This is a genomic window from Streptomyces sp. CY-1 (assembly GCF_047218265.1).
GTDB lineage: Bacteria > Actinomycetota > Actinomycetes > Streptomycetales > Streptomycetaceae > Streptomyces > Streptomyces niphimycinicus.
In genome coordinates, this window is sequence record NZ_CP178393.1 from 3701473 (window position 1) to 3727441 (window position 25969).

Annotated in this window: 27 protein-coding genes; 15 read left to right on the top strand and 12 right to left on the bottom strand. The window is 71.0% G+C overall.

All coding sequences use genetic code 11. The annotated features are described in order from the left end of the window. Positions 1-218 precede the first annotated feature (218 nt). The 6 genes from ACK1X7_RS16045 to ACK1X7_RS16070 all read left to right on the top strand — a co-directional run bounded on the left by ACK1X7_RS16045 (position 219) and on the right by ACK1X7_RS16070 (position 7255). Entirely contained in the window at positions 219-887 is a 669-nt protein-coding gene (locus tag ACK1X7_RS16045) for an HNH endonuclease family protein (protein ID WP_385143954.1), read from the top strand. Between the two features lie 164 nt (positions 888-1051). Further along, positions 1052-2788 carry an alkaline phosphatase D family protein gene (locus tag ACK1X7_RS16050; protein WP_385143956.1) on the top strand — a complete coding sequence of 579 codons (1737 nt, stop codon included), beginning with the start codon at positions 1052-1054 and terminating at the stop codon, positions 2786-2788. 148 nt (positions 2789-2936) lie between these two features. Then, positions 2937-4943, top strand: a complete 2007-nt coding sequence (locus tag ACK1X7_RS16055; RefSeq protein WP_413115229.1) for an FAD/NAD(P)-binding protein — start codon at positions 2937-2939, stop codon at positions 4941-4943. A gap of 139 nt (positions 4944-5082) precedes the next feature. After that, positions 5083-5565, top strand: coding sequence for a DoxX family protein (locus ACK1X7_RS16060; RefSeq protein WP_385143960.1), 483 nt, complete (start codon positions 5083-5085; stop codon positions 5563-5565). A gap of 217 nt (positions 5566-5782) precedes the next feature. Next, positions 5783-6472 carry a DedA family protein gene (locus ACK1X7_RS16065; RefSeq protein WP_385143962.1) on the top strand — a complete coding sequence of 230 codons (690 nt, stop codon included), beginning with the start codon at positions 5783-5785 and terminating at the stop codon, positions 6470-6472. Positions 6473-6556: 84 nt separating this feature from the next. Beyond that, a complete protein-coding gene (locus tag ACK1X7_RS16070; protein WP_385143964.1) occupies positions 6557-7255 on the top strand; it encodes a lytic transglycosylase domain-containing protein in 699 nt (232 codons plus the stop codon). Here the strand turns inward: ACK1X7_RS16070 and ACK1X7_RS16075 are convergent. Continuing rightward, positions 7239-8021: an alpha/beta fold hydrolase gene (locus tag ACK1X7_RS16075; protein ID WP_385143966.1), complete on the bottom strand. Its 783-nt coding sequence runs from the start codon at positions 8019-8021 to the stop codon at positions 7239-7241. The genes ACK1X7_RS16070 and ACK1X7_RS16075 overlap by 17 nt on opposite strands. A gap of 347 nt (positions 8022-8368) precedes the next feature. On the opposite strand from ACK1X7_RS16075, the gene ACK1X7_RS16080 reads away from it, so the two are divergent. From ACK1X7_RS16080 to ACK1X7_RS16090, 3 genes are all read left to right on the top strand, one after another. Further along, positions 8369-9406, top strand: coding sequence for an MASE1 domain-containing protein (locus ACK1X7_RS16080; RefSeq protein WP_385143968.1), 1038 nt, complete (start codon positions 8369-8371; stop codon positions 9404-9406). Positions 9407-9553: 147 nt separating this feature from the next. Then, entirely contained in the window at positions 9554-10189 is a 636-nt protein-coding gene (locus ACK1X7_RS16085; RefSeq protein ID WP_413115230.1) for a histidine phosphatase family protein, read from the top strand. Between the two features lie 247 nt (positions 10190-10436). After that, entirely contained in the window at positions 10437-11021 is a 585-nt protein-coding gene (locus ACK1X7_RS16090; protein WP_385143972.1) for a helix-turn-helix domain-containing protein, read from the top strand. A 63-nt stretch (positions 11022-11084) separates the two neighbouring features. Here ACK1X7_RS16090 and ACK1X7_RS16095 read toward each other — a convergent pair whose 3' ends face one another. Beyond that, on the bottom strand, positions 11085-11690 hold the full coding sequence (locus tag ACK1X7_RS16095; RefSeq protein WP_014060295.1) for a ClpP family protease: 606 nt from the start codon (positions 11688-11690) through the stop codon (positions 11085-11087). Position 11691: 1 nt separating this feature from the next. Beyond that, positions 11692-12354, bottom strand: coding sequence for an ATP-dependent Clp protease proteolytic subunit (locus ACK1X7_RS16100; protein ID WP_385143974.1), 663 nt, complete (start codon positions 12352-12354; stop codon positions 11692-11694). 333 nt (positions 12355-12687) lie between these two features. On the opposite strand from ACK1X7_RS16100, the gene ACK1X7_RS16105 reads away from it, so the two are divergent. Further along, positions 12688-13374 carry a restriction endonuclease gene (locus ACK1X7_RS16105; RefSeq protein WP_413116880.1) on the top strand — a complete coding sequence of 229 codons (687 nt, stop codon included), beginning with the start codon at positions 12688-12690 and terminating at the stop codon, positions 13372-13374. 255 nt (positions 13375-13629) lie between these two features. On the opposite strand, the gene ACK1X7_RS16110 is transcribed toward ACK1X7_RS16105, so the two are convergent. After that, positions 13630-14538, bottom strand: coding sequence for a LysR family transcriptional regulator (locus ACK1X7_RS16110; protein ID WP_413115231.1), 909 nt, complete (start codon positions 14536-14538; stop codon positions 13630-13632). A 129-nt stretch (positions 14539-14667) separates the two neighbouring features. On the opposite strand from ACK1X7_RS16110, the gene ACK1X7_RS16115 reads away from it, so the two are divergent. Further along, a complete protein-coding gene (locus ACK1X7_RS16115) occupies positions 14668-15471 on the top strand; it encodes an SDR family NAD(P)-dependent oxidoreductase (protein WP_385143978.1) in 804 nt (267 codons plus the stop codon). A gap of 109 nt (positions 15472-15580) precedes the next feature. Here the strand turns inward: ACK1X7_RS16115 and ACK1X7_RS16120 are convergent, their stop codons facing one another. Beyond that, positions 15581-16309 (bottom strand): SDR family oxidoreductase, encoded by a 729-nt coding sequence (locus ACK1X7_RS16120; protein ID WP_390794806.1) that lies wholly within the window; start codon positions 16307-16309, stop codon positions 15581-15583. Positions 16310-16458: 149 nt separating this feature from the next. Between ACK1X7_RS16120 and ACK1X7_RS16125 the strand changes: the two genes are divergently transcribed. Beyond that, complete coding sequence (locus ACK1X7_RS16125; protein ID WP_385144025.1) at positions 16459-16929, top strand: RrF2 family transcriptional regulator; 471 nt, start codon at positions 16459-16461, stop codon at positions 16927-16929. Positions 16930-17009: 80 nt separating this feature from the next. On the opposite strand, the gene ACK1X7_RS16130 is transcribed toward ACK1X7_RS16125, so the two are convergent. Continuing rightward, positions 17010-17678: a nitroreductase gene (locus ACK1X7_RS16130; protein WP_390794805.1), complete on the bottom strand. Its 669-nt coding sequence runs from the start codon at positions 17676-17678 to the stop codon at positions 17010-17012. A 162-nt stretch (positions 17679-17840) separates the two neighbouring features. On the opposite strand from ACK1X7_RS16130, the gene ACK1X7_RS16135 reads away from it, so the two are divergent. Continuing rightward, complete coding sequence (locus ACK1X7_RS16135; protein ID WP_413115232.1) at positions 17841-18491, top strand: FMN-dependent NADH-azoreductase; 651 nt, start codon at positions 17841-17843, stop codon at positions 18489-18491. Positions 18492-18645: 154 nt separating this feature from the next. Here the strand turns inward: ACK1X7_RS16135 and ACK1X7_RS16140 are convergent, their stop codons facing one another. Together ACK1X7_RS16140 and ACK1X7_RS16145 are read right to left on the bottom strand one after the other, a co-directional pair. Then, on the bottom strand, positions 18646-19131 hold the full coding sequence (locus ACK1X7_RS16140; protein ID WP_413115233.1) for a MarR family winged helix-turn-helix transcriptional regulator: 486 nt from the start codon (positions 19129-19131) through the stop codon (positions 18646-18648). Positions 19132-19640: 509 nt separating this feature from the next. Further along, on the bottom strand, positions 19641-20057 hold the full coding sequence (locus tag ACK1X7_RS16145; protein ID WP_385110723.1) for a MarR family winged helix-turn-helix transcriptional regulator: 417 nt from the start codon (positions 20055-20057) through the stop codon (positions 19641-19643). Positions 20058-20159: 102 nt separating this feature from the next. Here ACK1X7_RS16145 and ACK1X7_RS16150 point away from each other — a divergent pair, with 102 nt between their 5' ends. Next, a complete protein-coding gene (locus ACK1X7_RS16150) occupies positions 20160-21080 on the top strand; it encodes an alpha/beta hydrolase (RefSeq protein WP_385143988.1) in 921 nt (306 codons plus the stop codon). 102 nt (positions 21081-21182) lie between these two features. On the opposite strand, the gene ACK1X7_RS16155 is transcribed toward ACK1X7_RS16150, so the two are convergent. Beyond that, on the bottom strand, positions 21183-22205 hold the full coding sequence (locus tag ACK1X7_RS16155; RefSeq protein WP_413115234.1) for an NADP-dependent oxidoreductase: 1023 nt from the start codon (positions 22203-22205) through the stop codon (positions 21183-21185). Positions 22206-22317: 112 nt separating this feature from the next. Between ACK1X7_RS16155 and ACK1X7_RS16160 the strand changes: the two genes are divergently transcribed. Beyond that, positions 22318-22872, top strand: coding sequence for a TetR/AcrR family transcriptional regulator (locus ACK1X7_RS16160; protein WP_398160171.1), 555 nt, complete (start codon positions 22318-22320; stop codon positions 22870-22872). A 107-nt stretch (positions 22873-22979) separates the two neighbouring features. Here ACK1X7_RS16160 and ACK1X7_RS16165 read toward each other — a convergent pair whose 3' ends face one another. The 3 genes from ACK1X7_RS16165 to ACK1X7_RS16175 all read right to left on the bottom strand — a co-directional run bounded on the left by ACK1X7_RS16165 (position 22980) and on the right by ACK1X7_RS16175 (position 25822). After that, complete coding sequence (locus tag ACK1X7_RS16165; RefSeq protein ID WP_413115235.1) at positions 22980-23951, bottom strand: SDR family NAD(P)-dependent oxidoreductase; 972 nt, start codon at positions 23949-23951, stop codon at positions 22980-22982. A gap of 134 nt (positions 23952-24085) precedes the next feature. Continuing rightward, positions 24086-24310: a cold-shock protein gene (locus tag ACK1X7_RS16170; protein ID WP_385143996.1), complete on the bottom strand. Its 225-nt coding sequence runs from the start codon at positions 24308-24310 to the stop codon at positions 24086-24088. Positions 24311-24454: 144 nt separating this feature from the next. Further along, a complete protein-coding gene (locus ACK1X7_RS16175; RefSeq protein ID WP_385143998.1) occupies positions 24455-25822 on the bottom strand; it encodes a hypothetical protein in 1368 nt (455 codons plus the stop codon). Positions 25823-25969 lie beyond the last annotated feature (147 nt).

Genomic DNA, 25969 nt, shown 5'->3' on the forward strand with positions numbered 1-25969 from the left:
ACCGACGCGAGCGCGGGCGCACGCGATACGCGGCCGCATCGCGAACGCGCGACCGCCGCGCCGGGGGGTGCGTGACATCAACTGCCCCACAGCACCCCTTGCGTTGACATGACCGCGTCGTCACCCTGTTACCTGGCGCCCACCCCACAGCAACCCGGCGCCGCAAGCATGGCCGGGCATCCAGCGGCCAACGACCCCCCACCCTCAAGGGAGTTCGCATGTCAGACATGCACCGTCGTCCCACTCGCCGTCGCGTCTACGCGCGTCGCGCCTCCGTCTTCGGCGGGTTCGTCGCCCTGCTGGGCACGATCGTCATGAGCGGGCCCACCGCCCAGGCTTCCCCGCCCGCCCCGCCGAGCGCCGCCACCGCCCGCACCCAGCTCGCCTCGCTGACCGTCAAGGCCGAGGGCACGACCGACGGTTACAGCCGCGACAAGTTCCCGCACTGGATCACCCAGAGCGGCTCCTGTGACACCCGCGAGGAGGTCCTCAAGCGCGACGGCAAGAACGTCCAGACCGACTCGAGCTGCAAGGCCACCAGCGGCTCCTGGTACTCCGAGTACGACGGCGCGACCTGGACCGCCGCCAGCGACGTGGACATCGACCACATGGTCCCGCTCGCCGAGGCGTGGAAGTCCGGCGCCAACAACTGGACCACCGCCCAGCGCCAGGCGTTCGCCAACGACCTGACGCACTCCCAGCTCATCGCCGTGACGGACAACGTCAACCAGTCCAAGAGCGACCAGGACCCCGGCGAGTGGCTGCCGCCCCGGACCGCTTACCACTGCATGTACGCCCGCATGTGGGTCTCGGTGAAGTACACGTACAAGCTCAGCCTCGACTCGGCCGAGAAGTCCGCGCTCAGCGGCATCCTCAACGGCTGCTGATACGGCCCACCGACCGGCTACCGACCGGCACACCAACCGGCTACCGACCGGTCCACCAACCGGCCTTCCGACCGGCGCACCGCCGGGTGGAACCGCCGCACCTTCTCCGTCGTTCCGTACCGTACGCATGACCAGCACATCACAGAACGACGGAGGAGGTCCGGATGGCCGGGCTGCGCCTGGGACCACTACTGCGCCAGGTCGACTGGGAGACCGGCACCGGCGCGACCGTCTGGGTCGAGGCCGACCGGCCCTGTGAGGCCGAGGTGCGGTGCGCCGACGGCGGGGGCGGCACCGCCCGCACCTGGCAGATCGCGGGCCATCACTACGCCCTGATCCCGGTCACCGGGCTGCGGCCGGACGCGGAGACCGCCTACCGGGTGCTGCTCGACGGTGAGCAGGTCTGGCCGCTGCCCGACTCCCCCTTCCCCGACAGCACCATCCGCACCCCCGCCCCGGGGACGGACGCGCCCGTGCGCGTGGCCTTCGGCTCCTGCCGGTGGGCCGCGCCGCCCTCGGACGCCTCGCACGACCCGGTCGGGCCCGACGCGCTCGACACCCTCGCCCAGGCGCTGGCCCGCGCCCCCGAGCGCCCGCGCCCCGATGTGCTGGTGCTGCTGGGCGACCAGGTGTACGCGGACGAGACCTCCGCCGAGACCCGCCGCTGGCTGGCCACCCGCCGCGATCTGAGCGAGCCGCCGGGCGAGCAGGTCGCGGACTACGAGGAGTACACCCGTCTCTACTACGAGTCCTGGCTGGACCCCGAGGTGCGCTGGCTGCTCTCCACCGTCCCGAGCTGCATGATCTTCGACGACCACGATGTCATCGACGACTGGAACACCAGCGAGGCATGGCAGCGCCGGATGCGCGCCACCCCGTGGTGGCGGGAGCGGATACTGAGCGGCCTGATGTCCTACTGGGTCCATCAGCACCTGGGCAATCTCTCCCCCACCGAACTGGCCGCCGACCCGCTCTACGCGCAGGTGCGCACGGCCGACGACGGCACCGAGGCGCTGCGGGAGTTCGCCACCCGCGCCGACGCCGATCCGTCGTACACCCGCTGGAGCTACCGCCGCGACTTCGGCCGCACCCGGCTGCTGATGGTCGACACCCGCGCCGCGCGGGTGCTGGAGGAGGGCCGGCGGGCGATGCTCAGCGAGAAGGAGTTCGCCTGGGTGCGCGAGCAGGCCATGGAGGGCGCGGGCGGTACACCCGGCCACCCCGGCCAGGAAGAGCCCGGCGCCCCCGGCCAGGAGCGGCCCGGGACCTTCGGCGGCTACGACCATCTGCTGCTCGGCACCTCGCTGCCCTGGCTGCTGCCGCATTTCGTGCATGACGTGGAGGCGTGGAACGCCTCGGTGTGCGGCGGCAGACGCGGTGGGCGCTGGGCGCGGATCGCCGAGGATCTGCGGCAGCGCGGCGATCTGGAGCACTGGGCGGCGTTCCCCGAGTCCTTCGACGCGCTCACCGACACCATCGCCGAGGTGGGCTGCGCACCGGGGGCACCGGCCACGATCAGTGTGCTCTCCGGCGATGTGCACCACGCCTATGTCGCCGCCCCGGACTGGTCGCGGTGGTCGTCCCGGCCGCCCCGCAGCCAGGTGCGGCAGTTGACCTGCTCGCCGGTCCACAACAGCATCTACGCCTCGATACGGCTCGGCTTCCGCTTCGGCTGGAGCGCGGCGGGCCGCGCCCTGGGGCGGGCCTTCCGGCGCCATGGGCGGGTGGCCGGCTCCCGTTTGACCTGGCACAAGACGGGCGGGCCCTGGTTCGGCAACCAGCTCATGACGCTGACCCTCCAGGGCCGCAGCGCCCATCTGCGGCTCGACCAGGCGCAGTCGGACCCGGCGGGCGGCGGGGCCCGGCTGGTGACGGCCCTGGAGACGGACTGGGCCGGGTAGCCGGTCCCTTGGGTACCGTTCCGCGCCGTACGTCACGTGATACAGGCCACAACGGAGCCGTACGTTCCGGAGACCAGGTCGATTCCCGTGGAGCGGGCGGCATGATGGGCGCGCATCCTGCGTCACATCTGCCCCGGGAGACACGACCTTGGCCGGAGACTCTCACGCGATAGCCATCGTCGGCGCCGGGCCGCGCGGCACCAGCGTGCTGGAGCGCCTGTGCGCCTCGGCCCCGGAACTGGCGCCCGGCATCCCGCTGACGGTGCACCTGGTGGACCCCTCGCCGCCCGGTGCGGGACGGGTGTGGCGCACCGCCCAGCCGGACGAGCTGCTGATGAACACAGTGGCCTCGCAGGTGACCCTGTTCACCGACGCCAGCGTCGAATGCGGCGGACCGGTGCGGACCGGGCCGAGCCTGTACGAATGGGTCGCGGCGCGCGGTCTGGCGCCCGGTCTCGGCCCGGACGACTATCCGAGCCGCGCGCTCTACGGCCGCTATCTGGAGTGGGTGTTCGGCGAGGTGGTGCGGGGCGCGCCGGAGACCGTGACGGTCCGGACGCACCGGGCCCGCGCCGTACGGCTGGAGGAACGGGCCGACGGCGAGCAGATGCTGACGCTGGACGACGGGAGCCGTCTGGAGGGGCTGTGCGCGGTCGTCCTGGCGCAGGGCCATCTGCCGGCGGCCACCGACGCCACGGAGCGGCGGTACACGGCCCACGCCGAGCGGCACGGGCTGCGCTACTACCCGCCCGCCAACCCCGCCGATGTCGACTTGTCGCCCATCGCGCCGGGCGAACCGGTCCTGCTGCGCGGTCTCGGCCTCAACTTCTTCGACCATATGGCGCTGCTGACGGCGGGCCGGGGCGGCACCTTCGCACCGCATCCGCGCGGCGGTCTGGTCTACCGGCCCTCGGGGCGCGAGCCACGGCTGTACGCGGGGTCGCGGCGCGGCATCCCGTACCACGCGCGGGGCGACAACGCGAAGGGGCCGTGCGGCCGGCACACCCCACTGCTGCTGACCCCCGATGTGCTCGGCCACTTCCGCAAGCGCGCGGACTCCGGCGATCCGCCGGACTTCCTCGCCGAGATATGGCCATTGGTCGCCAAGGAGGCCGAGACGGTCTACTACGAGGCGCTGCTGGCCCTCCGGGCACCCGATACCCGTGCCCCGGCGGCCCCGGAAGCCTCCGGGACCGGACCCGGGACCTCCGGTGCCGGGCCCGGGACCGAGCCCGGCGCCCCCGCCCCGTTCGCCTCAGCACATTTCAGGAGTCACTTTTTGGCCACCGGGCACGGCAGCCCCGAAGAGGCCGCCGTGCTCGCGGAGTACGGCATACCGGACGCGGAGCGCTGGTCCTGGGACGCGGTCTCCCAGCCGTATCGCGGACGCCGGTTCACGGGGCGTGACGAGTTCCGGCGGTGGCTGCTGACCTACGCCCACCAGGATGTGGTGCACGCCCGGCTGGGCAATGTCGAGGGCCCGGTCAAGGCGGCCCTAGACGTGCTGCGCGACCTCCGCAACGAACTGCGGCAGATCGTCGACCACGGCGGGCTGACGGGAGCGTCCCGCCGGGCCCATCTGGACCGCTGGTACACCCCGCTCAACGCCTTTCTCTCGATCGGCCCGCCGCGCCGCCGGATCGAGGAGATGGCCGCGCTGATCGAGGCGGGCGTCCTGGAGGTCCTCGGCCCACGGCTCGAAGTGACCTTGGAAAGCCCGGAGACGGGTGCCGAAGGGGCTGGTTTCGCCGCGCGGTCGGCCGAGGTGCCGGGCCCGCCGGTGGTGGCCACGACCCTGATCGAGGCGCGGCTGCCGGAGCCTGACGTGCGCCGGACCGCCGATGAGTTGCTGATCCATCTGCTGGAGACCGGGCAGGGCCGTCCGCATCGGGTGGAGGGCTATGAGACCGGCGGCCTGGATGTCACCACCGCCCCCTACCGGGTGGTGGACGCCCATGGCCGCCCGCATCCGCGGCGGTTCGCGATCGGCGTGCCGACCGAGGGAGTCCACTGGGTGACGGCCGCGGGTGCGCGGCCGGGCGTGAACTCCGTCACCCTCTGCGACACGGACGCGGTAGCACGCGCGGCGCTGCGCGTGGCGCATACGGGGCAGACCCTGCATGAAGGTGTCCCGATGTGCGCGACAAGGCTCTGAAGAGCGGCTTTTCGGGCGCCTTGAAGGGGTCCCCGGGGCACCTACATTGGCATGAACTTGAACTTGCAACAAAAGGTGAGGGGAACCTAACCTGGCACTCCGCTGTTCCCTGTCCCCAGGAGCAAGGAGCCTCCCTCCCATGCCCTCTTCTCCCACCCCCCGCACCCTCGGCGAGGCGCTCGACGGCGCCAGGCCGTACGTTCTCTCCCTCTTCCGCATCGTCGTCGGACTGCTCTTCTTCTGCCACGGCGCCTCGTCGCTGCTCGGCTGGTTCGGCGGCATGATGGGCACCGGCAAGACCGTCGAGGCCGGCACCTGGCCGGGCTGGTACGCGGCGGTGATCCAGCTCGTCGGCGGCGCCCTCGTGATGCTCGGCGTCGGCAGCCGCAGCGCGGCCTTCATCTCCTCGGGCTCGATGGCCTACGCGTACTTCCATGAGCACCAGCCCGAGAAGCTGTGGCCCATTCAGAACGGCGGCGAGCCCGCCGCGATGTTCTGCTGGACGCTGCTGCTGCTCGTCTTCACCGGCCCCGGCCCCTGGGCACTGGACCGGATATTCGGCTCGGCCCGCGCAAGCGAAGCGGCGCCCGAAACGGGGCGCCGGCCGTCGACTGTCGGATAGGCGTCACTTCTCCGCGTTCGACCGACATTCGGTATCGCCTGACCGATCACGCCATGCGGGGCCGAACGCCCCGCATGGCGTGATTCGAACAACATCATCACGCCCCTTACCGTTATCCTCGACAGTCACAGGCGTACGCTGTATGGCTGTTACAGGCTGACGCCTGCCGCTTCCCGGCGACATGCGCAGCGGGGGGACCGGGATCGGGAGTAGAACGTTGTTGGAACATCTGGGGTCGCTGACCAACACCCCATGGATCTACGCGGTGATCGGGGCATCCGTACTGCTCGACGTCTTCCTGCCCGTTCTGCCCAGTGGAGTTCTGGTCATCACCGCCGCCACCGCGGCCGCCGGCACCACCGTTGACGCCGTCGGCGTGGTGCGCCAGGCCGGTGCCGCCGACTTCCCCGCCATGTTCGGGCTGATCCTGTGCGCCGCGACCGCCTCCGTCCTCGGGGACATGGTCGCCTACCGGCTGGCCTGGCGCGGCAGCGACCGGCTCGACCGCGCCATCGCCCGCTCCCGCCGACTCACCTCCGCCCAGGAGAAGTTGGGCACCGCGCTGGTGCGCGGCGGCGGTCCGCTCGTGGTGATAGCCCGCTTCGCGCCCGCGGGTCGCTCGGTCGTCAGCCTGAGCGCGGGCGCGGCCCACCGGAGGGTGAAGGAATTCCTGCCGTGGTCCGCGGTGGCCGGGCTCGCCTGGGCGGCGTACAGCGTGGCCCTCGGCTATGTCGGCGGCCAGTGGCTCGGCGCCACCTGGCTGGGCACGGCGGTCTCGGTGCTCGCGCTGTTCGCGGCGGGCGCCGGGGCGGCGTATGTGATGAAGCGCCCGGGCGCGGACGCGGCCGGTCCGCTCCCCGCGGCACCCGCCGGGCAGCCGATACCCCCGGTCCACCAGGCCCGATAGGCCCGTGTCGGCGACCGATTACGGATCGGCCCGCGAGACCCGCTACCGTCCCTGCATGCGCACCCCTTCCGTACCGCCCCTGGCATGCTGACCCGCGCCGCCGGACTGGTCGCGGCGTTCCTCGCCGGGCTCGCACTGGTCGTTGCCGCGGTGCTCGTCGTACGGCATCTCACAGAGCCCTCGGAACCGGAGCTTCCGGTGGTGCCCGAGGCCCGGCGCCCCATCGTGGAGTCGGCGGTGCGCACCTGCGCCCCGCTGAGCGTGCCGCTGCTGGCCGCCCAGATCGACGCGGAGAGCGGCTGGCGCCCGGACGCGGACTCCGGTCACGCCCAGGGCATTTCACAGTTCTCCCCGGTCACCTGGAAGGAATGGGGCAAGGACGGCGACGGCGACGGCAAGGCCGATGTCTGGGAGCCCCGCGACGCCATCCCCTCGCAGGCCCGCTACATGTGCCATCTGTACGAGGTGGTCAAGGTGATCCCGGGCAGCAAGACCACAGTCGGGGCCACCCGGCTCGCGCTCGCGGCCTACAACGCCGGGCCGAACGCGGTGCTTCGGGCCCGCGGCATCCCGAAGATCCTCGAGACGCGGGACTATGTCGACAAGATCTTGAAGGATCTGCTGCCCAAGTACCAGGAGAGCGAGGAGAGATACCAGCGGAGCGAGGCGAAGCACACCAGCAGCGCCTCCGCCTCACCGTCCGTCTCGTCCTCCACCCCGCCCTCCACCGATCCGTCCGCGACCGCCCCCGGCGACTCACCGCCGGCTACGAGTCGGCCGTGATGAAGTCCTCCACCGCGCGCACGAGTTCCTGTGGAGTCTCATCGGCGGGGTAGTGCCCGGCATACTCCAGCTCCACCAGCTCGGCGTTGACATACCAGCGCAGCCAGGTCTGCCGCATCATCTCCGCCGTGAGCGCCGGATCGTGGGCGCCGACCACGATCCGGACCGGCACCTGGGCACCGGCTATGTCCTCGTGGAAGTCCTCCAGCGCCCATGAGTCCAGCCAGGCGCGGAGCGCCTTGGGCTCGCTGTGCTCCAGCGAGTGGCGCACCATCAGATCCAGCCAGGCGGCCGGGTGACGGCCGCCGGTGGTGAGGTCGATGATGGTCCGTCGGTTCTCCGGGTGGTCGGCGGCGGCCGCGAACAGCCGCCACTGCTCGCCCTCCATCGGCACTCCGCTGGCCGGCACCGGCGCGACCCCGACCAGCCGCCGGACCCGCTGCGGAGCGGCCGCCAGGACCCGCTGGACGACGGCCCCGCCCATCGAGTGGCCGACCAGCGAGAACCGCTCCCAGCCGAGGTGATCGGCGAGCGCCAGCAGATCCTTCCCGGCCTCGCCGGTGGTGTACGCGCCGGGGATGTCACGCGCCTCGCCGTAGCCGCGCAGATCGGGCAGAACATAGGTGAACCCGCGCCGGTCGACATGCGGCAGCATCGCGGCGTACGCGGCACGGTCCGAGAACCAGCCGTGCACCGCCATCACATGGTGCGGCCCGTCGCCGACGGTCTCATACGGTGGAACGAGGGGTGGAACGATCGGTCCCATGGCACCTCCGGTCCCAGTCGAATACGGGCGACGCGGCGCGTGCCCGTGGGGCTCAACGGTGACGTCTCCCGCAGAGGTGGGCAAGCCCGATGCGCATATGCGTGCCCGCGATACGCCCCGTGGAGGGGCCGCTCGCCGGATCCACAGTTGATCGCCGATCACACTCGAGCCGTTGACCACCGGGCTCTTGGGCGCCTTACCGGCCCGGGCCCCGCCTGACATCGTGCGCGTGCCGTGCTGCCGACGGGAGATGCTGTGCTGCGTACGGGAGATGCTGTGCTGCGTACGGGCGAGCCCGACCCGGTGGCCGCGTGTCAGCCGCGTCGGCCCGGGGCGCACATAGTGGGATGGCCGCTGTGGCGCGCGATATGGGGATCCGGCGGAACATCGGTCTCCGGCGCCACGGTGCCACGGCGCTGCGGCTCGTGGCCGTCGCCGCCCTCTACTACGTGGGCGCCTGGATCGGACTGCTACAGGAGCTGGTGCGCGATCAGGTCACCCCGCTGTGGCCGCCGACCGGAATCGCCCTGGCCTGTCTGCTGACGCTCGGCCCCATGGCCTGGCCGGGCATCGCCCTCGGCGCCGTCGCGGTCAACGCCCCCATCGGCCCGTCGCCCCTGGCGGTCCTCGCGATCGTCGTGGGCAACACCCTGGCCCCGATCTGCTCGTATCTGCTGCTACGGCGCGTGGACTTCCGGCCCGCCCTGGACCGGCTGCGGGACGCGCTGGTCCTGGTCTTCCTGGGCGCCCTGGCGGGCATGCTGATCAGCGCCACGGTGGGCACCACCGCGCTCGTCGTGTCGGGCGCGCTCCCGGTGGGTGACTTCTGGACCGCCTGGTCGGTGTGGTGGACGGGCGACGCGATGGGGGTGCTGGTGATCACCCCTCTGCTGCTGGTGCTGCACCGCGTGTTCCACCGCCTGCTCCACCGCGCCCGGCCGCACCGTGGCGTCAGCCCGTACCGCCTGCTGGAGGCGGCGGCGCTGCTGCTGGGCACGGCGGGCGTCACCCTGGTCGCCACCCGGACCGAGGTCAGCCTGCTCTTCCTCGTCTTCCCCTTCCTGATCTGGGCCGCCCTGCGCTTCCAACTCGCGGGCGCCGCCCCGTGCTCACTCATCGTCTCGGTCCTCGCGATCGCCGCCACGGCGGAGGGCACCGGCCCGTTCTCCCACCATTCGCTGCCGGCCCGGATGGTCACCCTCCAGGCGTTCAACGGCTCGACGGCCCTGACGGCCCTGCTGCTGTCGGCGATCATCACCGAACGGAACGCCACCCGCCGCCAGATCGAACACGTCTGCGCCCAACTCGCCGAAGCCGTCTTCCGCCTCGCCCCGGACGAGCCCCGGCCACCCGAAGGCGACCGGAAGTCGACGGACCGGCGGTAGGGGGCCGTCCGGCGGTGCCGCCGGGAACGGGCACGGGGCGCCGGGCGCGGCGTCGGGCGCCTGGAACCGGGCGCCCGGAACCGGGCATTTGGAACCGCCACCCCGCACCGGCCGTCCCTTTCCAGCGACTCTCGACGGACGGGGACCATGACCAACACCCACGCCACCCGCTATCTCTATCTGACCCGCCACGGCGAGGCCACGCCGGACGAACACGGGCTCACCGCCAACGGCCGCCGCCAGGCCGCGCTGCTCGGCGAGCGGCTCCGGGACGTCCCGCTGACGGCGGTCCACCACGGCCCGCTGCCCCGGGCGGCCGAGACCGCCCGGCTGATCGGTGACCGGCTCGACGGCGTACCCGCCCATGTCTGCGAACCGGCCGGGGACTACGTGCCGTACACGCCCCACCGAACCGAACTGCCCGCCGATTCCGCCGACTTCCTGCTCGACTTCGTCCACGGCTTCCCATCCGATGAGCGCGCCCGCGGCCCGCTGCTGGCCCGTACCGCCGAGGAGCGCTTCACGGGCCCCGTGGACGGACCCGAGGACCGCCATGAGCTGGTCGTCACCCATAACTTCCTCATCGGCTGGCTGGTCCGAGCCGCGCTCGACGCCCCGAAGTGGCGCTGGCTCGGCCTCAACCAGTGCAACGCGGCGCTGACGGTCATCCGCTATCCCCCGCCCGGCCGACCGCCCTCGGTGCTCTTCTCCAACGACATGGCGCATCTGCCCGCGCCGCTGCGCTGGACCGGCTATCCGCCGGAGCTGCGCATCACTTCCTGAGCCCGGAACCCGTCCCCGGCCTCCGGCTTTCCGCCGGGGGCCGGGCCCGCGCTGTTGGGCCCGGCCCCCGCCGTGTCCGAGTACGCAAGCAGCCCAGCAAGCGTGAATAAGGACAGCCATACGGTAGAGCCGGGCACTGACAACGGGGTCGCGGCGAACCGAGAGAAGCACTCGAACATGTGACCGCTTCGCCAAGGGCAGAGCGCCGTCCCCTTCCCCTCGGGCGCGACGCTCCTACCCTGAGGGGGTGAGCAGCCACGCGTCGAACCGAGCCCGCGTCATTCCCCTGCGTCCGGCCACCGCGGACCCGGTGCCCCAGGCGGGAGCCACCGCCGGGGCCGCCGGAGCCGCCGCGGCGGGTCCCGCCGTTCCGGCGGCCCCGGCTGTCCCTGGCGGCCCGGTCCGGCGGGAGCAGCCCGGCCGGGAGCCGGTGAAGGAGCCCCTGCTGCGGGATCTCGTCGGGGGCGTGCTGCGGCGCGAGCGGCTCGCTCAGCAGCGCACGCTCAAGGACGTGGCCGAGGCGGCCCGGATCTCGATGCCGTATCTCTCCGAACTCGAACGGGGTCGCAAGGAGGCGTCGTCCGAGGTCCTCGCGGCCGCCGCCCGCGCGCTCGGGCTCAGCCTCGCCGACCTCCTCGCCATGGCGCAGGGCGAGCTGATCCGTCTCGTCTCCGGGCCGCGGCGGCGGCGCGACGGCGCGGCGGTGTCGGTCGCGTCCCTCACGTCCGTCACCTCGGTCACCTCGGTCACCTCCGACGCCTCCGTCACCTCCGTCACGGACCGTGGGTCCCGGCACGCGGGGCGGCAGGGCGAGGTACGGCTGGCCGCCTGAGACACCGCCGTCTAAGACACCGCCGCCTGACGCCCCGCTTCCGGGACACTCACTGTCCGCCCCTCAGAACCCCCTGCCCGCCCGCCGGCTCAGTACCTCGTCGGCGAGCCCGTACGTCACCGCCTCCCGCGCCGTGAAGACCTTGTCGCGGTCCATGTCGGCGCGGAGCGTGGCGGCGTCGTGGGGCGTATGGCGCGCGAGCACCTCCTCGACCTGCGAGCGGATCCGGAGCATCTCCTTGGCCTGGAGGCTGAGGTCCGAGACCGTGCCCTGCTGACCACCGCTCACCGGCTGCCCCAGCAGCACCCGGGCATGCTCCAGTACGAACCGCCGCCCGGGGTCTCCCCCGGCCAGCAGCACCGCCGCGGTCGAGGCCGCCTGCCCTACGCAGAACGTCGAGATGGGCGCGGACACGAACGTCATCGTGTCGTAGATCGCCATCAGCGAGGTGAAGGAGCCGCCCGGTGAGTTGATGTAGATCGCGATCTCCTGCTCCGAGCTCGACGATTCGAGGTGGAGCAGTTGCGCGATGACGACGTTGGCCACGCCGTCGTCGATCTCCGTGCCGAGGAAGATGATCCGCTCGGACAGCAGCCGGCTGTAGATGTCGTACGCCCGCTCCCCCTGCGTGGTGCGCTCGACGACCGTCGGAATCGTGTACTGCCCCATGTCAGATCCCCATCCTGCGTCGCGCTCCGGCCGGCCGTACGTCCGCGAGGGACTCCAGGACCCGGTCGACCATTCCGTACTCCTTCGCCTGCTCCGCCGTGAACCACCGGTCGCGGTCGCCGTCGCGCGAAATCGTCTCCACGCTCTGTCCGGTGTGTTCCGCGGTGATGCGCTCGATCGACCGCTTCATGAATTCGAGGTTCTCGGCCTGAATCGCGATATCGGCCGTGCTCCCGCCGATACCGGCGGACGGCTGATGCATCATGATGCGGGAATTCGGCAGTGCGTAGCGCTTTCCCGGCGCTCCGACGGTGAGCAGAAACTGCCCCATGCTCGCGGCGAATCCCATGGTGAGCGTGGACACGTCGTTGGGAATCAGCCGCATCGTGTCGTAGATCGCCAGCCCCGCCGTCACCGAACCGCCCGGGCTGTTGATGTAGAGGCTGATGTCCGACCGCGGATCCTCGGCCGACAGCAGCAGCATCTGCGCGCACACCCGGTTCGCGGACACCTCGTCCACCTGCGTCCCGAGAAAGACGATGCGCTGGGTCAGCAGTTGCGAGGCAAGGTGATCGTCGAACCGCGTGGGAGCCGTTTCCCCCTCCGAGGCTCGCGGAATCGATCCCGGCTCCCAGCCGGTGGCGAATGCTCCGAATGTTCCCATCGGACCTCCCTGTGAGTGCCGCCTGTGAGTACCGCGACCCACACCGCCGCGGTCCTTTCACCATCGCCCCAATTCGCTTGCGCGGTAAGGAATCTCGGCCCGCAGCAGATTCGCCCACGGCAGACCCGGTCCGGCGGCCCATAAGGCGGTCTTGCGGGCCGGTCCCGCCATTCCCGAGACTGCCGGGAAACGAGCCGACAGGGGGCGGGCGCGATGGCCGTACGACGACAGGGGCTACGGCGAGGGCGACGGCAATGGCAACGGCGACGTAAAGCGGCGTTACGGCGGGCCAGGGCACGGCAGGGCCGCACGGCCTGGAGCGGCGGCGCGGTGCTGGTCCTCGCGCTGGCCCTGGCCTGGAAGACCGTGTGGCCGTACATCGTCGGGCTGGTCCTCGTGGGACTGCTCGGCGGCATCGCCTGGTGGCTGCGGCGAACGCATCTGCGCACCGTGGCGGAGCACCGCGCCTGGCAGACCGAGGAGGAGACCGCGGCACGTGAGCGGTCCATGGCCGAGGTCGACGCCATGACCTGGCAGCGGTTCGAACGGTACGTCGCGGAGCTGTGCCGCCGGGACGGCTGCACCCAGGTCGTCGTCTCCGGGAAGTCGGGTGACCTGGGCGCCGATGTCGTCGGCCGGATGCCGGACGGACGCCGGCTGGTGATCCAGTGCAAGCACTACGCCCCCCATCGCACCGTGCCGAGCGGCGATATGCAGAAGTTCCTCGGCACCGCGAAGGCCGAACACGCCGCGGACGTAGCGGTGTTCGTCGCCACCTGCGACTTCACCCGGGACGCGGAGAGGCTCGCGGTGAAGCACGAGATCGTCGCCATGCACCGGAACCTCCTCGGCGCCTGGGTGCGGGGCTCCACCTTGGAGTCGCTGATCCCGCTCAACGGAGCGGGCGACGGCCGCCGTAGGCCACGAAGCCCCAGGGACGGCCGGAGCGCGACCACCCGCCCCGCGGCGGACCGGCGACCGCAGAGCCCACCCGGCCCAGGAAACCACCGCCCTCGATGAACGCCCGCCCGGCCGACCGGCCCATGCCGATCACGGTCCGGCGGGCCATGCGGGTCAGGACCTCATACGGGCGGTCTTGTGCGCGACCCGTGACACACACAGCATCACGGGCCTACCGTCACAACCAGGTTCGACCCATGCCGAGCGCGAGCCCCCTCTCCCCAGGTGTGGCCTCTCGCTGCGGTCGAGCCCGCTCGCGCCCCCGCGCCAATCCCCGGGGGCGCTGGCTTGTGCCCGCACGGTCGCGGCCCGGCGTCAGGGTGCCGTACGAAGCCGTGCGGCCTCGTGGCGCAGCGCCTCCAGGGTGGCCGTCACCTCGGGAGAGCGGTCGCGGGCCGTGACGGCGACCACCGCCCGGCCGAGCCAGGCCGGGTCGTCGACTCGGACGGTACGGACACCCGCGGGGATCGCGGCGGCGGCCACTTCCGGGAGTACGGCGATGCCGAGACCGGTGGCGACGAGGCCGAGGCGGGTGGGCCATTCGCGGGCGGCGTAGGCGATCCGCGGGTGGTCGAGGGTGGGCCAGGCACCGAACTGGGGGTCGTCGCGCAGGCCCTTGCCGACGATCCAGGGCTCGTCCCTCAGCTCGGTCACCGGGATGGTCCCGCGACCGGCGAACCGGTGGTTCGCGGGGACGGCGAGCAGCGGCCCGCCTTCGAGGAGCAGATCGCGGCGCAGCCCCTCGAATTCGTAGCCGGGCAGATCCGCTCCCACGCCGATCACCGCGACGTCGATGCGATGGGCGCGGAGTTGGCGAAGCTGGGTGGGCGAGGACGCCTCGCCGAACTCGACGATCAGCGCCGGGTGGTCGTCGCGCAGCCGGGCCAGTGTCCTGGGGACGAGCACGGCGGCGGCCGAGGGGAAGGCCGCGATGGAGACGCGTCCGGTGATGTGGTCCGTCAGCCCGGCGAGGTCCGCGCTGATGGCGTCGATCTCGCTGAGGACCGTGGCGGCCCGCCGGGCGAGCACCATCCCCGCAGGTGAGGGGGTCACCCCGCGGGCGCCCCGGACGAACAGCGGTGCGCCCGCGGCGGCTTCCACCGCCGCCACCTGACGGGACACCGCCGACTGGGTGTATCCGAGTGCGTCGGCCGCGGCGGTGAACGATCCGGTGTCGACCACGGCCTGGACGACGCGCAGACCGGTGAGGGACAGCTCGGCCATGCCGCCATCCTCACACATTCCGAAACCGCATGTCTCCCATGCCGGACCATCGCTGGTGGAATGCCTTGACCAGCCGCACGATGGAGGGGCGACAGCAGACAAGCCACCCCATAGGGAGCACCGATCATCATGGCGAAGACATGGTTCATCACGGGCAGCTCGAGGGGGTTCGGCCGCGAGTGGGCGGACGCCGCGCTGGAACGCGGCGATCACGTCGCGGCGACGGCCCGGGACATCGGCCACCTCACCCCCCTGGTCGAGCGGTACGGGGATGCGGTGCTGCCGTTGCGGCTCGACGTCACCGACCGGGCCGCGGTCCATGCGGCGGTGCGGCGCGCCCATGCGCGTTTCGGTTCGCTGGACATCGCGGTGAACAACGCCGGCTACGGGCATTTCGGCATGGTCGAGGAGTTGACCGAGGACGAGCTCCGGGCCCAGATGGAGACCAACTTCCTGGGTGCGGTGTGGGTCACGCAGGCCGTTCTGCCCCTTATGCGGGCGCAGCGATCGGGACGGATCCTCCAGGTGACGAGCGAGGGCGGGGTACGGGCCTTCCCCGGTATCGGCGCGTACCACGCCTCCAAATGGGCCCTTGAGGGATTGTCGGAGTCCCTGGCGCAAGAAGTGGCCGCCTTCGGCATCCATATCACCAACGTCGAGCCCGGCCCCTATGCCACCGACTGGCTGGCGCGCGGGGCCCGGCACAGTGAGCGGCACCCCGACTACGCCGAGGTCCACGAGGCCACCGCGGTGGATTTCGAGGTCGGCGACCCGCACGCGACCCGCGAGGCGATTCTCCGGATCGTCGACGCGGAGCGGCCCCCGCTGAGGGTCTTCCTCGGCAAGTCCTTCCCCGATGTCGCCGATCTGTACGAGGAGCGCCTGAAGACATGGCGGGAGTGGCAGCCGGTCTCCCTGGCGGCGTTCGGCTGAGCGGCGCCCCCGTCGGCGTTCGGTTGAGCGGGCGCCCCCGTCGGCGTTCGGTTGAGCGGCGCCCCCCGTCCGCGGTCCGCGCGCTCGAGGGGGCGCGAGTGGGTCGTCGTCAGGAGAGCCAGTCGGTGTAGCGGGTGGGGGCGAGGTGGGCGCCCTTGTCGGTGAGAACGTCGCCCTTGACGGCGGCGAACATACCGGCGGTGGGGTCGGTGACGACGGTGCGTTCGTCGCCCTGGTGGGTAAGGGTGATCCGGCCCAGCTCGTCCAGGGAGAAGACCTCGGGGCCTCCGATGTTGTGGATGCCACGCAACGGGGCGCCCGCGGCGACCTCCGCCACCGCGGCGGCCACGTCCTTGGCGGCGATGGGCTGGATCGGCGTGGCGGGCAGCCGGACGGTCTCGTCGTCGGAGGTCCAGGACATGGCGGCGTCGATGAACTCCATGAACTGCGTGGCCCGGACGATCGAGTACGGGACCGGCCCGGCCGCGAGGATCTCCTCCTGGAGCGCCTTGGCCCGGTAGTAGTCCAGCTCCGGCACCTGGTCCACGCCGACGATCGAGAGGATGACGAAGTGGCCGACGCCGCCCCGCTGGGCCGCGGCCAGCAGGTTGTCCATCGAGGTCCGGAAGAAGGCCGGGGAGGCGTCGTCGAAGGTCGGCGAGTTGGTCAGGTTGACGACGACATCGGCTCCCGCCACCGCCTCGTCCAGCCCCTGGCCGGTGATGACGTCGACTCCGGTGGACTGCGAGTGCGGTACCGCCTCATGCCCGGCGGCGTTCAGATTCTTGACGACCTGCGACCCGATCAGCCCGGTACCGCCGATGACTGCGAACTTCATGACATGCCTTTCGCTGGGATGACGTCCGAAATACGGCATATGGATACCCGTGAGCGCGGCATCCACCAAACTCGGACACATCTTGTCCGAGACAATACGCGGACACAAGTTGTCCGAGTAGACGGGCTGATTACAGTGGTCGCGTGAAGATGTCCGGCGGAGTCGAGTGGGCCCTGCACTGCTGCGTCGTGCTCACGTCCGTCGAGGAGCCCGTCCCCGCGACCAAGCTGGCGGAGTTCCACGATGTCTCGGCCAGCTACCTGGCCAAACAGCTACAGGCGCTCTCCCGGGCCGGGCTGGTGCGCTCGGTCCAGGGCAAGGCGGGTGGCTACACACTCACCCGGGAGCCCGCGTCGATCACGGTGCTCGATGTGGTCGAAGCGGTCGACGGCCCCGCCGCGGCGTTCACCTGCACGGAGATCCGCCAACGGGGCCCGCTGGCGACCCCCGCCGAGTCCTGCACCACACCGTGCCCGATCGCCCGCGCGATGTCCGGGGCGGACGCGGCCTGGCGAGCGGCGCTGCGCGCCGTCTCGATCGCCGATCTGGCGCAGGACGTGGCCGATACGTCGGGCCCCTCGGCGATGACGCGCGTCAGCGCGTGGCTGACGACACCGTAGGGCGGGGCCGCACGGCGGTCCCTCGGACCCCGGGAACACCTGAGGCCCCCGCCCGAGGACCCCTCGGGGGCTGAGGCCCCTCAGCAACCGTCGATGAACCTGACCGTCTCATCGAGTGGCGCCCGCCCCGTACGACCACCACCCTGCGAGACGTCCTCGTACCCGATCGACATGCCGCAGAAGAGCATCAGCTCATCCGGCGGCGAAACGATCTCCGCGACGCTCTTGTGGAACTTCGCCCATGCCATCTGCGGGCAACTGTGCAGCCCCTCGGCGCGCAGCAGCAGCATGACGGTCTGAAGATACATACCGACGTCGGACCACTGGGCCGGGCCCAGGCCGCGGTCGATATAGCAGAACAGTGCGGCGGGCGCGCCGAAACACCGCCAGTTCGCGGAGGCGGCCCGCTGGCGCGCCTCGAGGTCCTCGCGCGCGACGCCGAGTTCCCCGTAGCGCTGCTTGCCGAAGGCGGATCGGCGCTCGCCGTACGGGGACTTCAACTCGGGCGGGTACTGCTCGTACTCCGCCTCGTCCCAGGGCTCGCCCGCATCCAGACGCTCACCGGCCCGCTTTTTGAGCTCGGCGAGCGGCCCACCGGTCACCACGTAGATGTTCCATGGCTGAATGTTCGATCCGGACGGCGCCCAGGCCGCCGCGGACAGCACCCGCTCCAGCACCTCTCTCGGGACGGGCTGGTCGGTGAACCCACGCACTGCCCGTCGGCTCGTGACCGCCTCGTAGACGTCCAAGATCGCCCATCTCCCCTCTGCCCAACCCGCCGCAACGGGACGCTCTCCGTTACACTCACGACAGTATCATTCAATACTATCTCGCATTTGACTATCGTCGAGCGCCAATGCCCAGTCCTGCCCCGGGCTCCCCGCCTCGGGCGTCACTCTTGGAGAAAGTTCATGGTCACGCTGCTGCACATCGACTCGTCCGTGCTTCCGGGCGAGGCGTCCTCGTCCCGTTCGGTCACGGCCGCCTTCCGCAAGGCATGGGAGGAGCAGCACCCGGAGGGCACGGTGCTCTACCGCGACCTCGCCGCCAATCCCGTCCCGTACATGACCGCCGCCGCCTGGTCAGCCGGTTACACCGCCCCGTCCGAGCGCACCCCGGAGCAGTCCACGGCGTTCGCCGCGCGCGAGAAGCTCATGGAGGAGCTGGAGCAGGCGGACGCCGTCCTGATCGGCGCCCCCATGCACAACTTCTCGATCCCCTCGACCCTCAAGGCATGGCTGGACAACGTGCTCCTGCTCGGCCGCACCGCGGGCGAGTCCCCCTCCGCCGAGGGCACGCCGGTCGTCGTCGTCGCCAGCCGTGGCGGCTCCTACGGACCGGGCACCCCGCGCGAGGGCTTCGACTATGTGCAGAACTACCTGGAGGCCGTCCTCAAGCGCACCCTCGGCCTGGACCTCGACTTCATCGTCCCGGAGCTCACCATGGCCCCCCGCAACCCGGCCATGTCCGACCTGATCCCCCTCTACGAGGCATCCCGAGAGCGCGCCTTCGAGGACGCGACCGCCAAGGCCATGGACCTCGCGAAGCGGCTCGCCGCGTAGCGTGCCGTGCCGGACGTTGGGCGCCGCGTGACGCCGAGCCCCAGGCGGTCACGCGGCGTCCTCGCCCCCCGCGCGCAAGAACAGAGGCGCGAGGACAGCCCCGCCGGGCGACGGCGAACCGCGCCCACGCGGGGCAACCGTCACACAGACGCACCTACGCGCCTTCCTCCGCCGGATAGGCGAACCGGTTCAGCAGATCCATCAACTGCTCGGGCTCACCGTCCCCCAGCTCGGCGACCAGCCGCTCGGCCAGCGGCTCCGCCGCCACATGGGCCGCGTCGAAAAGCTCCGCACCCTGAGGCGTGATCTCCACCGCCCGCACCCGCCGATCCCCCGGAACGGCCTTCCGTACGACCAGCCCCTTACGCTCCAGGTCGTCCACGACCCGCATGATCCCCGCCTTGTCCGACCCCGTCGCCGCCGCCAGATCCCGCTGCACCGTGGGCCCGGAGTCGACCAGCACGATCAGCACGGCGAAATGCCGCAACTCGATGCCGAGCGGCCGAAGCGCCTCCGCCATCACGGCAGCCGCCCGCCAGTGCGCCCGGCGCAACAGCAACCCGAGAGCGAACGGCGAGGCATCCCCGGCGCGACCGGTCGCACGCGAGGCGGTGGGCTGGGGCGAAACATCGGTGGTCATGAGGCCACATTACAGTCATTCATCCGTTCGATACGGTTTCACTTGAAACCAAATCCGGCACCCAGGCTTCCGCGCCCGCTACGGCTCCTCCGGGCCGGAACCCCGCCCAGAAGACTCGTCGCGACCGCTTGGCGACCCGGCGGAAAGCGCTGACACCCGCACACACCGTCCGTACTCTCGACAGCAGGAGGTGACCACCGTGTCACAATGGGTAAACCCTCGGGCGGTCGAGATCGTGCGATTCGCGGGCCAGTTCCAGGCGCCCGACGAACTCCCGGATGACGCCTGCGGATGCTGGGCGGGCCACCGACGGCGACGGGGTACGGCTCAGCGCCCGCGACGGCTCGCGGCCACCGTGTTCGTCGCGGCCGACGGGGCGCTCTACGCCGTGCCGTGCAATCGGTGCGGCGGCACGGGAGTCGCCCCGTAGGCCAGTTCGCCAGGCCGACATCGCGTCGGCGGCCCGCACCTCCGGCGCGCCCTCGACGAGCGGACCCGACGCGTTTTGCCTATTCGGTCTCGAGAAGCCTCAGCAGCATCCGACGCAGTTCGGACTGATCCCGTTCGTCGAGCCGCGCCATCATCGTGGAGAACTCCGAGGCAAGAGCCTCGAGAGCCTTGGCGCGCACTCGCCGCCCCTCCGGAGTGGTCATGAGGCGATGGCGGCGCAAGTCGCTCTCGTCGATCTCTCTGCGCACCAGCCCGCGGTCGACGAGGTTCCGCAGGTACGTCGTGACGCTCGCCTTCGGGAGCATCAGCTTCCGGGTGAGCTCGGCCGGGTACTTGCATGCGTCCACCTCGTCGAGGACGAAGAACTCCTTCGTCTCGAGGCCCAGCTCTTCGAGCTGCGGGGCGGCGGCGTTCATGACCCTGGTCAGAAGTCGTTGATTCAACTTCCACAGCTCAGCGGCGTCATCCGTCGGCATGGGATTCCTTGAGGTACGGTACGGACTTGAGCTAGTTCGGTTTGGAACTAGCTGGAAACCGAACAGCTCCGAAGGATTCTACGCGGAAGGCGCTGACCCCTCGTGCCACAGCACATCTCCATCCCTCGCGGCGCCATAGAGCTCGCCGCCGATCTCTACCTCCCGGAGGGCTTCGACGCCACAAAACCCCAGGCCGCGGTCGTGCTCGCCACGCCAGGGAGCAGCGTCAAGGAGCAGATCGGCGCGAACTACGCGTCCCGACTCGCCGAGAACGGCTTCGCCGCGCTCACCTTCGACCCAGCCCATCAAGGACAGAGCGGTGGACAGCCGCGCGACCTCGAGGATCCTTACCGTCGCGGCGAGGACATCTCCTACGCGATCGACGAACTGAGCACCATCCCCGGCATCGATCCACAGCGGATCGGCGCGCTCGGCATCTGCGCCGGTGGCGGCTACGCCGTGCACACGGCTCGCACCGATCACCGCATCAAGGCGATCGCCACCGTCGTCGCCGGCAACATGGGCGAGTCCTGGCGCGGGCCCGGCTTCTCTCCCGATGGCCCTGCCGCGGCACTCGACGATCTTGCTGCGGCGCGGACGCGGGAGGTCATCGGGCAGGACCTCGAGCGGGTCAACTGGCTGCCGGACACCCTCGAGGACGCGGCGGCGGCCGGATTCACCGACATCGACACCACTCAGGCCATCACGTACTACCGAACACCAAGAGGCGGCAGCGAGCACTCGACCAATCGTCGCCTTCGCCGCAGCGACTCGCTGCTCCTCGGCTACGACGCCTTCCACCTCGTCGACCCACTGCTCACCCAACCGCTCCAGGTGATCGTCGCGGGGCGCCAGGGGAACACCGGCCAGTACGAGGCGGGTATGAAGCTGTGGAAGCTGGCCCCCAACCCCATCGATCTGCTCATCGTCGAAGGCGCCGGGCACTACGAGATGTACGACGAGCCCCGCTACGTCGACCAGGCGATTGAACGCCTGACGGCCTTCTACGGCGAGTATCTGTAGCCGTTGGCTTGGAGGCGTCCTCGGTCAGCACGGCTCCCAGAGCCTCCAGATGCTGCCGGTCCAGGGCGAAGGCGTAGCGGGAGCCGGGGGCGGCCTTCGCGCTCATGCGACGGTCAGCACGATCTTGCCCTGGAGGTGTCCCCGGGCGGCTCGCTCATGCGCCGCACGGGCGTCCGCGAGCGGGAAGGTGCTGTCGATCACCACGCGGATCGTGCCGTCCGCGAGCAGGCGCCCGATCTCGGCGAGCTGCGCGCCGTTCGAGCGGACCTGGGCGGCCGTGACCGTGACGCCCAGCCTCGCGTTCTCCTCGTCGTCGAACTCGCCGAAGTACACCGGATAGAGGGACCCACCGCGCTTGAGGGTGCGCAGGAAGCGCCTGCTGTCGGGGCCACCGACATTGTCCAGGACGAGGTCGATGTCACGGACGACGTCCTCGGGCCGCTCCTTGGTGTAGTTGATGAACTCGTCGGCGCCCAGCTCGCGCAGGAACGTCTCGTGGGCGCCGGAGGCCACGGCGATGACGCGGGCCCCCTTCCACTTGGCCAGTTGGAGAGCGAGGTGCCCCACGCCACCGGCGGCGCCGTTGACCAGCACCGTCTTCTCGCTGTCGAGTGCCATCGGACGGTGCTGGGCCGCCTGGAACGGCGAGGGGTGGTCGTGCCCGAGCTCGATCAGGAACTGCCACGCCGTCAACCCCGACATGGCCAGGGCGGCGGCGTGCGCGTGGTCGACGCCGGCCGGCTTGCGGGCGAAGTCGGACGCCGGAGCGGTGACGTACTCGGCGTACGCACCGGCCTGGAGCGCGGTGGGGAAGCGCAGCAGGCCGAACACCTCGTCCCCGACCGCGAAACCCTCGCCGTCGGCGACGTCCGGCGCGACGGCTTCCACGACGCCCGAGACGTCCGTCCCCGGGATCAGGGGGAGATTCATCGGGGGCTTCAGCTCGGCCGGTACGTTGGGCATCCCCTCGCGGGCGTACCAGTCAGGAGGGTTGATGCCGACCGCGTGTACGCGGACGAGCACCTCGCCCGGCCCCGGTTCGGGAACGGGCGCCTCCTCGTGACGCAGCACCTGGGGGCCGCCGAACTCATGCAGCCGGATCGCCTTCATGGTCTGTGTGGGCACAGCTCTCTCCCGCGTCTCCCCGAGGGGTAAACTAAGTGAACCACAGATCCGTTTTTCCGGACCAGTGATCCGACTATACGGGTCAGTGATCCGGATATTCAAGGGAGGGCAGATGAGGGCGGATGCCCAGGCCAACCATGACCGTCTGCTGGCCGTCGCCGGCGCCGTCATCACCGAGCAGGGCGTCGATGCGTCGATGCGCGATATCGCCCGCCGGGCCGGGGTCGGGCTGGCGACGCTGTTGCGTCACTTCCCGACCCGGGAGGCACTGCTCGAGGCCCTGCTCCGCACGAGCTTCGACGAGCTGACGGCGCGGGCGGCGGATGTCGAGACGACCAGCTCGCCCCAGGACGCGGTGATGTTGTGGCTGCGCGACTTCGTCGCGTGCACGAAGAACTATCGCGGGGTGGTGACGGCGATGGTGAAGGCGATCGAGGACCCCGAGTCCGCGCTCCACACCTCCTGCGTCACGATGCGCGGGGCCGGCACTCGGCTCCTCACCCGCGCCCAGGCCGAGGGCGTGGCGCGGACCGACATCGACGGCGCCGACCTCTTCGCCCTGGCCTCGTCGCTCGCCTGGCTCGGCGACCAGCCCGGGCTCGAGGCGCGCGCCGAGCACCTCTTCGGGGTGGTGGTCGGCGCGATCCTCACGGATCGAGCGGCGTGACGCCGAGGGCGGCGCCCACGCCTGCCCCCACGCCCGAGCCCGCGCCCGCGCCCGCATCCGAGCCCGGACCCACGCCCGAGCCTCGCCGACCACACACCTCTCGGGTCTCAGGCGGCGAACGCGTCCACCCCGGTCAGCTCGGCGGACAGTGCCCACAGGCGAGCGGCCTGCTCCGGGTCCGTGGCCCACTCCTTGACGCCGACCCGGGACTCGTCCGCCGGGGCGGGCTCGGCGATGTCGCAGTCGTCCAGGTAGACCCCGCCCATGCCGTTGAGCTGGGGCGAGGTCGCCGCCCACACCTGCGTGGCCGCACCCTGCTCCGGTGTCTTGAACACCTCGGGGTGGAGCAGGTTGCCGTCCTCGTCGATCCAGCCCCGCTCCACCATCTCGTGCTTCGCCAGATGCCGCTGAAGCGGAGTGAGGATGCCACCGGGGTGCAGCGCGAAGGCCCGCACACCCCGCTCCCGGCCGAGGCGGTCGAGGTGCACGGCGAACAGCACGTTCGCCGTCTTGGCCTGGCCGTACGCCTCCCACTTGTCGTAGCCCTCGCGCCAGTGGACGTCGTCCCAGCGGATGGGGGAGGCATGGTGGCCGGTGGAGGAGACCGAGACGACGCGGGCGCCGCCCGGTTCGATCGCCGGCCACAGGCGGTTGACGAGGGCGAAGTGGCCGAGGTGGTTGGTGGCGAACTGGGCCTCCCAGCCCGGCCCGACCCGGGTCTCGGGGCAGGCCATGATCCCCGCGCTGTCGATGACGATGTCCAGGGTCCGGCCCGAGGCGAGGAACCGCTCGGCGAAGGCGCGCACGCTGTCCAGGTCGCCGAGGTCCAGCTCGTCCACCTCGACCCCGTCGATCCCGGCCAGGCCCTCCCGCGCCGCGCCGACCCGGCGGGCCGGGACCACGACACGGGCGCCGGCCTTCGTCAGTGCGCGCGTGGTCTCGATGCCGATACCCGAGTAGCCGCCCGTGACCAGGGCGAGCCGACCGGTGAGGTCGATTCCCGCGAGGACGTCGTCGGCGGTGCTCCGGGGGCCGAAACCCGAACCGATCTTGTGCTGTGGTGTGGTGCTGTCGCTCATGGCCGCACGCTATGAATTCGAGTGCGCTCGAAGTCAAGCGCGGCCCGCGGCGGCGGCCCGGACAGCCCGCGTACGGGGAAGCGGCCCCGACCGGACGGACGAATCGCGCCCCGGGCGACGGTGCCGTGTGGCGGTCAGCCGGATCGAGGCACGATGGTCACCGCGCGGTAGTCGTACCCGTCCTGCTTGAAGCCGGGGGCTTCCCACTCGAGGTCCACCTGCTGTCCGGGCGACAGGGTGCGGAAGCCGGTCGCCTGGACATCGGAGAAGTGGCCGAAGCAACCGCCCGGCGTCTCGGGCGAGTCGAGCACGCCCCAGCCTTCCTCGTCGTTCCACTCTCGGACAGTCGCAGTCACCATGGGGGAACCCTACGGGTTCCGCTCGGGTCCGTGGGGCTCAAGCCCACCGAGGTCGCCGAGCTTGGCGTGCTCCGCGTCGGCTGGAGTTCGACGAGTCTGTCGGCGGCGTCCACGCTTGGTCATAAGCCGCTGGTCTGATGGCGATCACGTCGCGGTGAGGAACTCGACAGCCCGCTCATCCAGCTCAGCCGCACAGCGGACGCCTCGGGCCCGGAAGCGAGCCAGGTCGCCGCGCATGCGATTCACGGCCTTGCGGGTGCGGACGGACCGCACCCCGTCCATATGGTCCATCGCTCTGTTCCAGGTGGCACACGCCTGCTCGATGCCGCCGCTCTTGAGTTGCATCTCGGCGCTCGCCACCAAATCGAGGGCGACGATTCGCGCATAGCCTTCCGGGCGGGACGCGGCGGCCCGCGCGTACTGCTCCGCTGCCGTCTTCCGATCGCCCAACGTCTCATAAACCTTCGCATTGCGCGAGTAGACGGACGCTGCGGGCGGGCCCCAGGCAAGAGCCCAGAACGGCACCTCGTCCCCGCAGTCCGCGGCCAGGAGCGTACGCGCCCGCTCTGCCTCGGTGACGGCCGCTCGCCGCTGCCGGGACTTGGCCAGGGTGTGGGCGTGCACCACGCGGAAGAGGGATTCGGTCTGCACGTCCACCTTGCCCTTGGCCCGGTTGAGCCCGGTCTCGGCAAGGGCCTGACAGTGCTCGGGCCGGTGCAGCTTGAGCCCCTGCATGGCCATCGTGCGCATCACGAACCCGTCGTGCCCGGGAATGCCGGACTCGACGGCGAGCGCGTAGGACTGAAGGTAGTAGCGCTGGGCCAGCCCCTGCTGCCCCGCGTCATAGGACTTCCAGCCGAGCAGGTGCACGCCCCGGCCGGCGGCGGAGAGCATCTGCCGACGAATCTCGTCGCTATGGAACCGGCCTCGGCACAGCGGGGCGACATCGTCGCGCAGGTACTGGACCAGGGCGCTGCGGCCGTGCTGCCCGCCGTGGCGTTCGTCCATCTCGGAGAAAAGTCGCACCATGTCGCGGACCGCGGCGACTTCACCCATGCCGATGGTCTGGCCGGCCCGGGCGGCCGAGGTGCGGTCGGCGATCTCCCGGACATACGACAGCGGCAGACCGGCGGCGGCGACCGAGTAGGCGGAGGTGCTGAGGAAGCGGCGCCGGTCCAATTCGTGCCTCCACATCGGTAGCAGGGCGTCCAGCGGATCCTCGCCGAGGGACAGTCCGAGGCTGTCATCCTCCTCTTCGTACGCCCCGAGGCCCAGATCGTGAAGGGTCAGCAGGCGGCCGAGCCGACGGGAGAGTGCTACGGCGAGATAGCGGCCGGTATCGCCTGCGGGGACGGCGCCGCTGACCCAGTGCTCGATGGTCGACTTGTTGGTTCGTAACGCCGTCCCGCACTCGGCGGCCACTGCGCGCACTTCCTTGGCCAGGGCCTCGTACGTCAGCCCGCACTCGGCGACGAGGTTCCTCAGCCGGTGATTCGGCGTCCGCTTGGTCATGAGTACCTGCCCCGTATACCCGATATACCGCTTTGCCTGCCCAACACCGTACCGCCGCCGTCACGCTCCGAGTTGACCAGCCGTCAGGGTCAGGCGGTCGGGGAACAAACGGCTCCCCCATCCCCGGCCGCATGGCCAGGTACGACG

What these genes read in the sequence shown, in the direction of transcription:
- ACK1X7_RS16160 (WP_398160171.1), top strand. Translation starts at nt 22,318, where the DNA reads ATGAGGGCGGATGCCCAGGCCAACCATGACCGTCTGCTGGCCGTCGCC.
- ACK1X7_RS16095 (WP_014060295.1), bottom strand. Translation starts at nt 11,690, where the DNA reads ATGGGGCAGTACACGATTCCGACGGTCGTCGAGCGCACCACGCAGGGG.
- ACK1X7_RS16165 (WP_413115235.1), bottom strand. Translation starts at nt 23,951, where the DNA reads ATGAGCGACAGCACCACACCACAGCACAAGATCGGTTCGGGTTTCGGC.
- ACK1X7_RS16075 (WP_385143966.1), bottom strand. Translation starts at nt 8,021, where the DNA reads ATGGGACCGATCGTTCCACCCCTCGTTCCACCGTATGAGACCGTCGGC.
- ACK1X7_RS16045 (WP_385143954.1), top strand. Translation starts at nt 219, where the DNA reads ATGTCAGACATGCACCGTCGTCCCACTCGCCGTCGCGTCTACGCGCGT.
- ACK1X7_RS16175 (WP_385143998.1), bottom strand. Translation starts at nt 25,822, where the DNA reads ATGACCAAGCGGACGCCGAATCACCGGCTGAGGAACCTCGTCGCCGAG.
- ACK1X7_RS16085 (WP_413115230.1), top strand. Translation starts at nt 9,554, where the DNA reads ATGACCAACACCCACGCCACCCGCTATCTCTATCTGACCCGCCACGGC.
- ACK1X7_RS16120 (WP_390794806.1), bottom strand. Translation starts at nt 16,309, where the DNA reads ATGAAGTTCGCAGTCATCGGCGGTACCGGGCTGATCGGGTCGCAGGTC.
- ACK1X7_RS16080 (WP_385143968.1), top strand. Translation starts at nt 8,369, where the DNA reads ATGGCCGCTGTGGCGCGCGATATGGGGATCCGGCGGAACATCGGTCTC.
- ACK1X7_RS16125 (WP_385144025.1), top strand. Translation starts at nt 16,459, where the DNA reads ATGTCCGGCGGAGTCGAGTGGGCCCTGCACTGCTGCGTCGTGCTCACG.
- ACK1X7_RS16170 (WP_385143996.1), bottom strand. Translation starts at nt 24,310, where the DNA reads ATGGTGACTGCGACTGTCCGAGAGTGGAACGACGAGGAAGGCTGGGGC.
- ACK1X7_RS16110 (WP_413115231.1), bottom strand. Translation starts at nt 14,538, where the DNA reads ATGGCCGAGCTGTCCCTCACCGGTCTGCGCGTCGTCCAGGCCGTGGTC.
- ACK1X7_RS16140 (WP_413115233.1), bottom strand. Translation starts at nt 19,131, where the DNA reads ATGACCACCGATGTTTCGCCCCAGCCCACCGCCTCGCGTGCGACCGGT.
- ACK1X7_RS16100 (WP_385143974.1), bottom strand. Translation starts at nt 12,354, where the DNA reads ATGGGAACATTCGGAGCATTCGCCACCGGCTGGGAGCCGGGATCGATT.
- ACK1X7_RS16070 (WP_385143964.1), top strand. Translation starts at nt 6,557, where the DNA reads ATGCTGACCCGCGCCGCCGGACTGGTCGCGGCGTTCCTCGCCGGGCTC.
- ACK1X7_RS16135 (WP_413115232.1), top strand. Translation starts at nt 17,841, where the DNA reads ATGGTCACGCTGCTGCACATCGACTCGTCCGTGCTTCCGGGCGAGGCG.
- ACK1X7_RS16145 (WP_385110723.1), bottom strand. Translation starts at nt 20,057, where the DNA reads ATGCCGACGGATGACGCCGCTGAGCTGTGGAAGTTGAATCAACGACTT.
- ACK1X7_RS16115 (WP_385143978.1), top strand. Translation starts at nt 14,668, where the DNA reads ATGGCGAAGACATGGTTCATCACGGGCAGCTCGAGGGGGTTCGGCCGC.
- ACK1X7_RS16050 (WP_385143956.1), top strand. Translation starts at nt 1,052, where the DNA reads ATGGCCGGGCTGCGCCTGGGACCACTACTGCGCCAGGTCGACTGGGAG.
- ACK1X7_RS16060 (WP_385143960.1), top strand. Translation starts at nt 5,083, where the DNA reads ATGCCCTCTTCTCCCACCCCCCGCACCCTCGGCGAGGCGCTCGACGGC.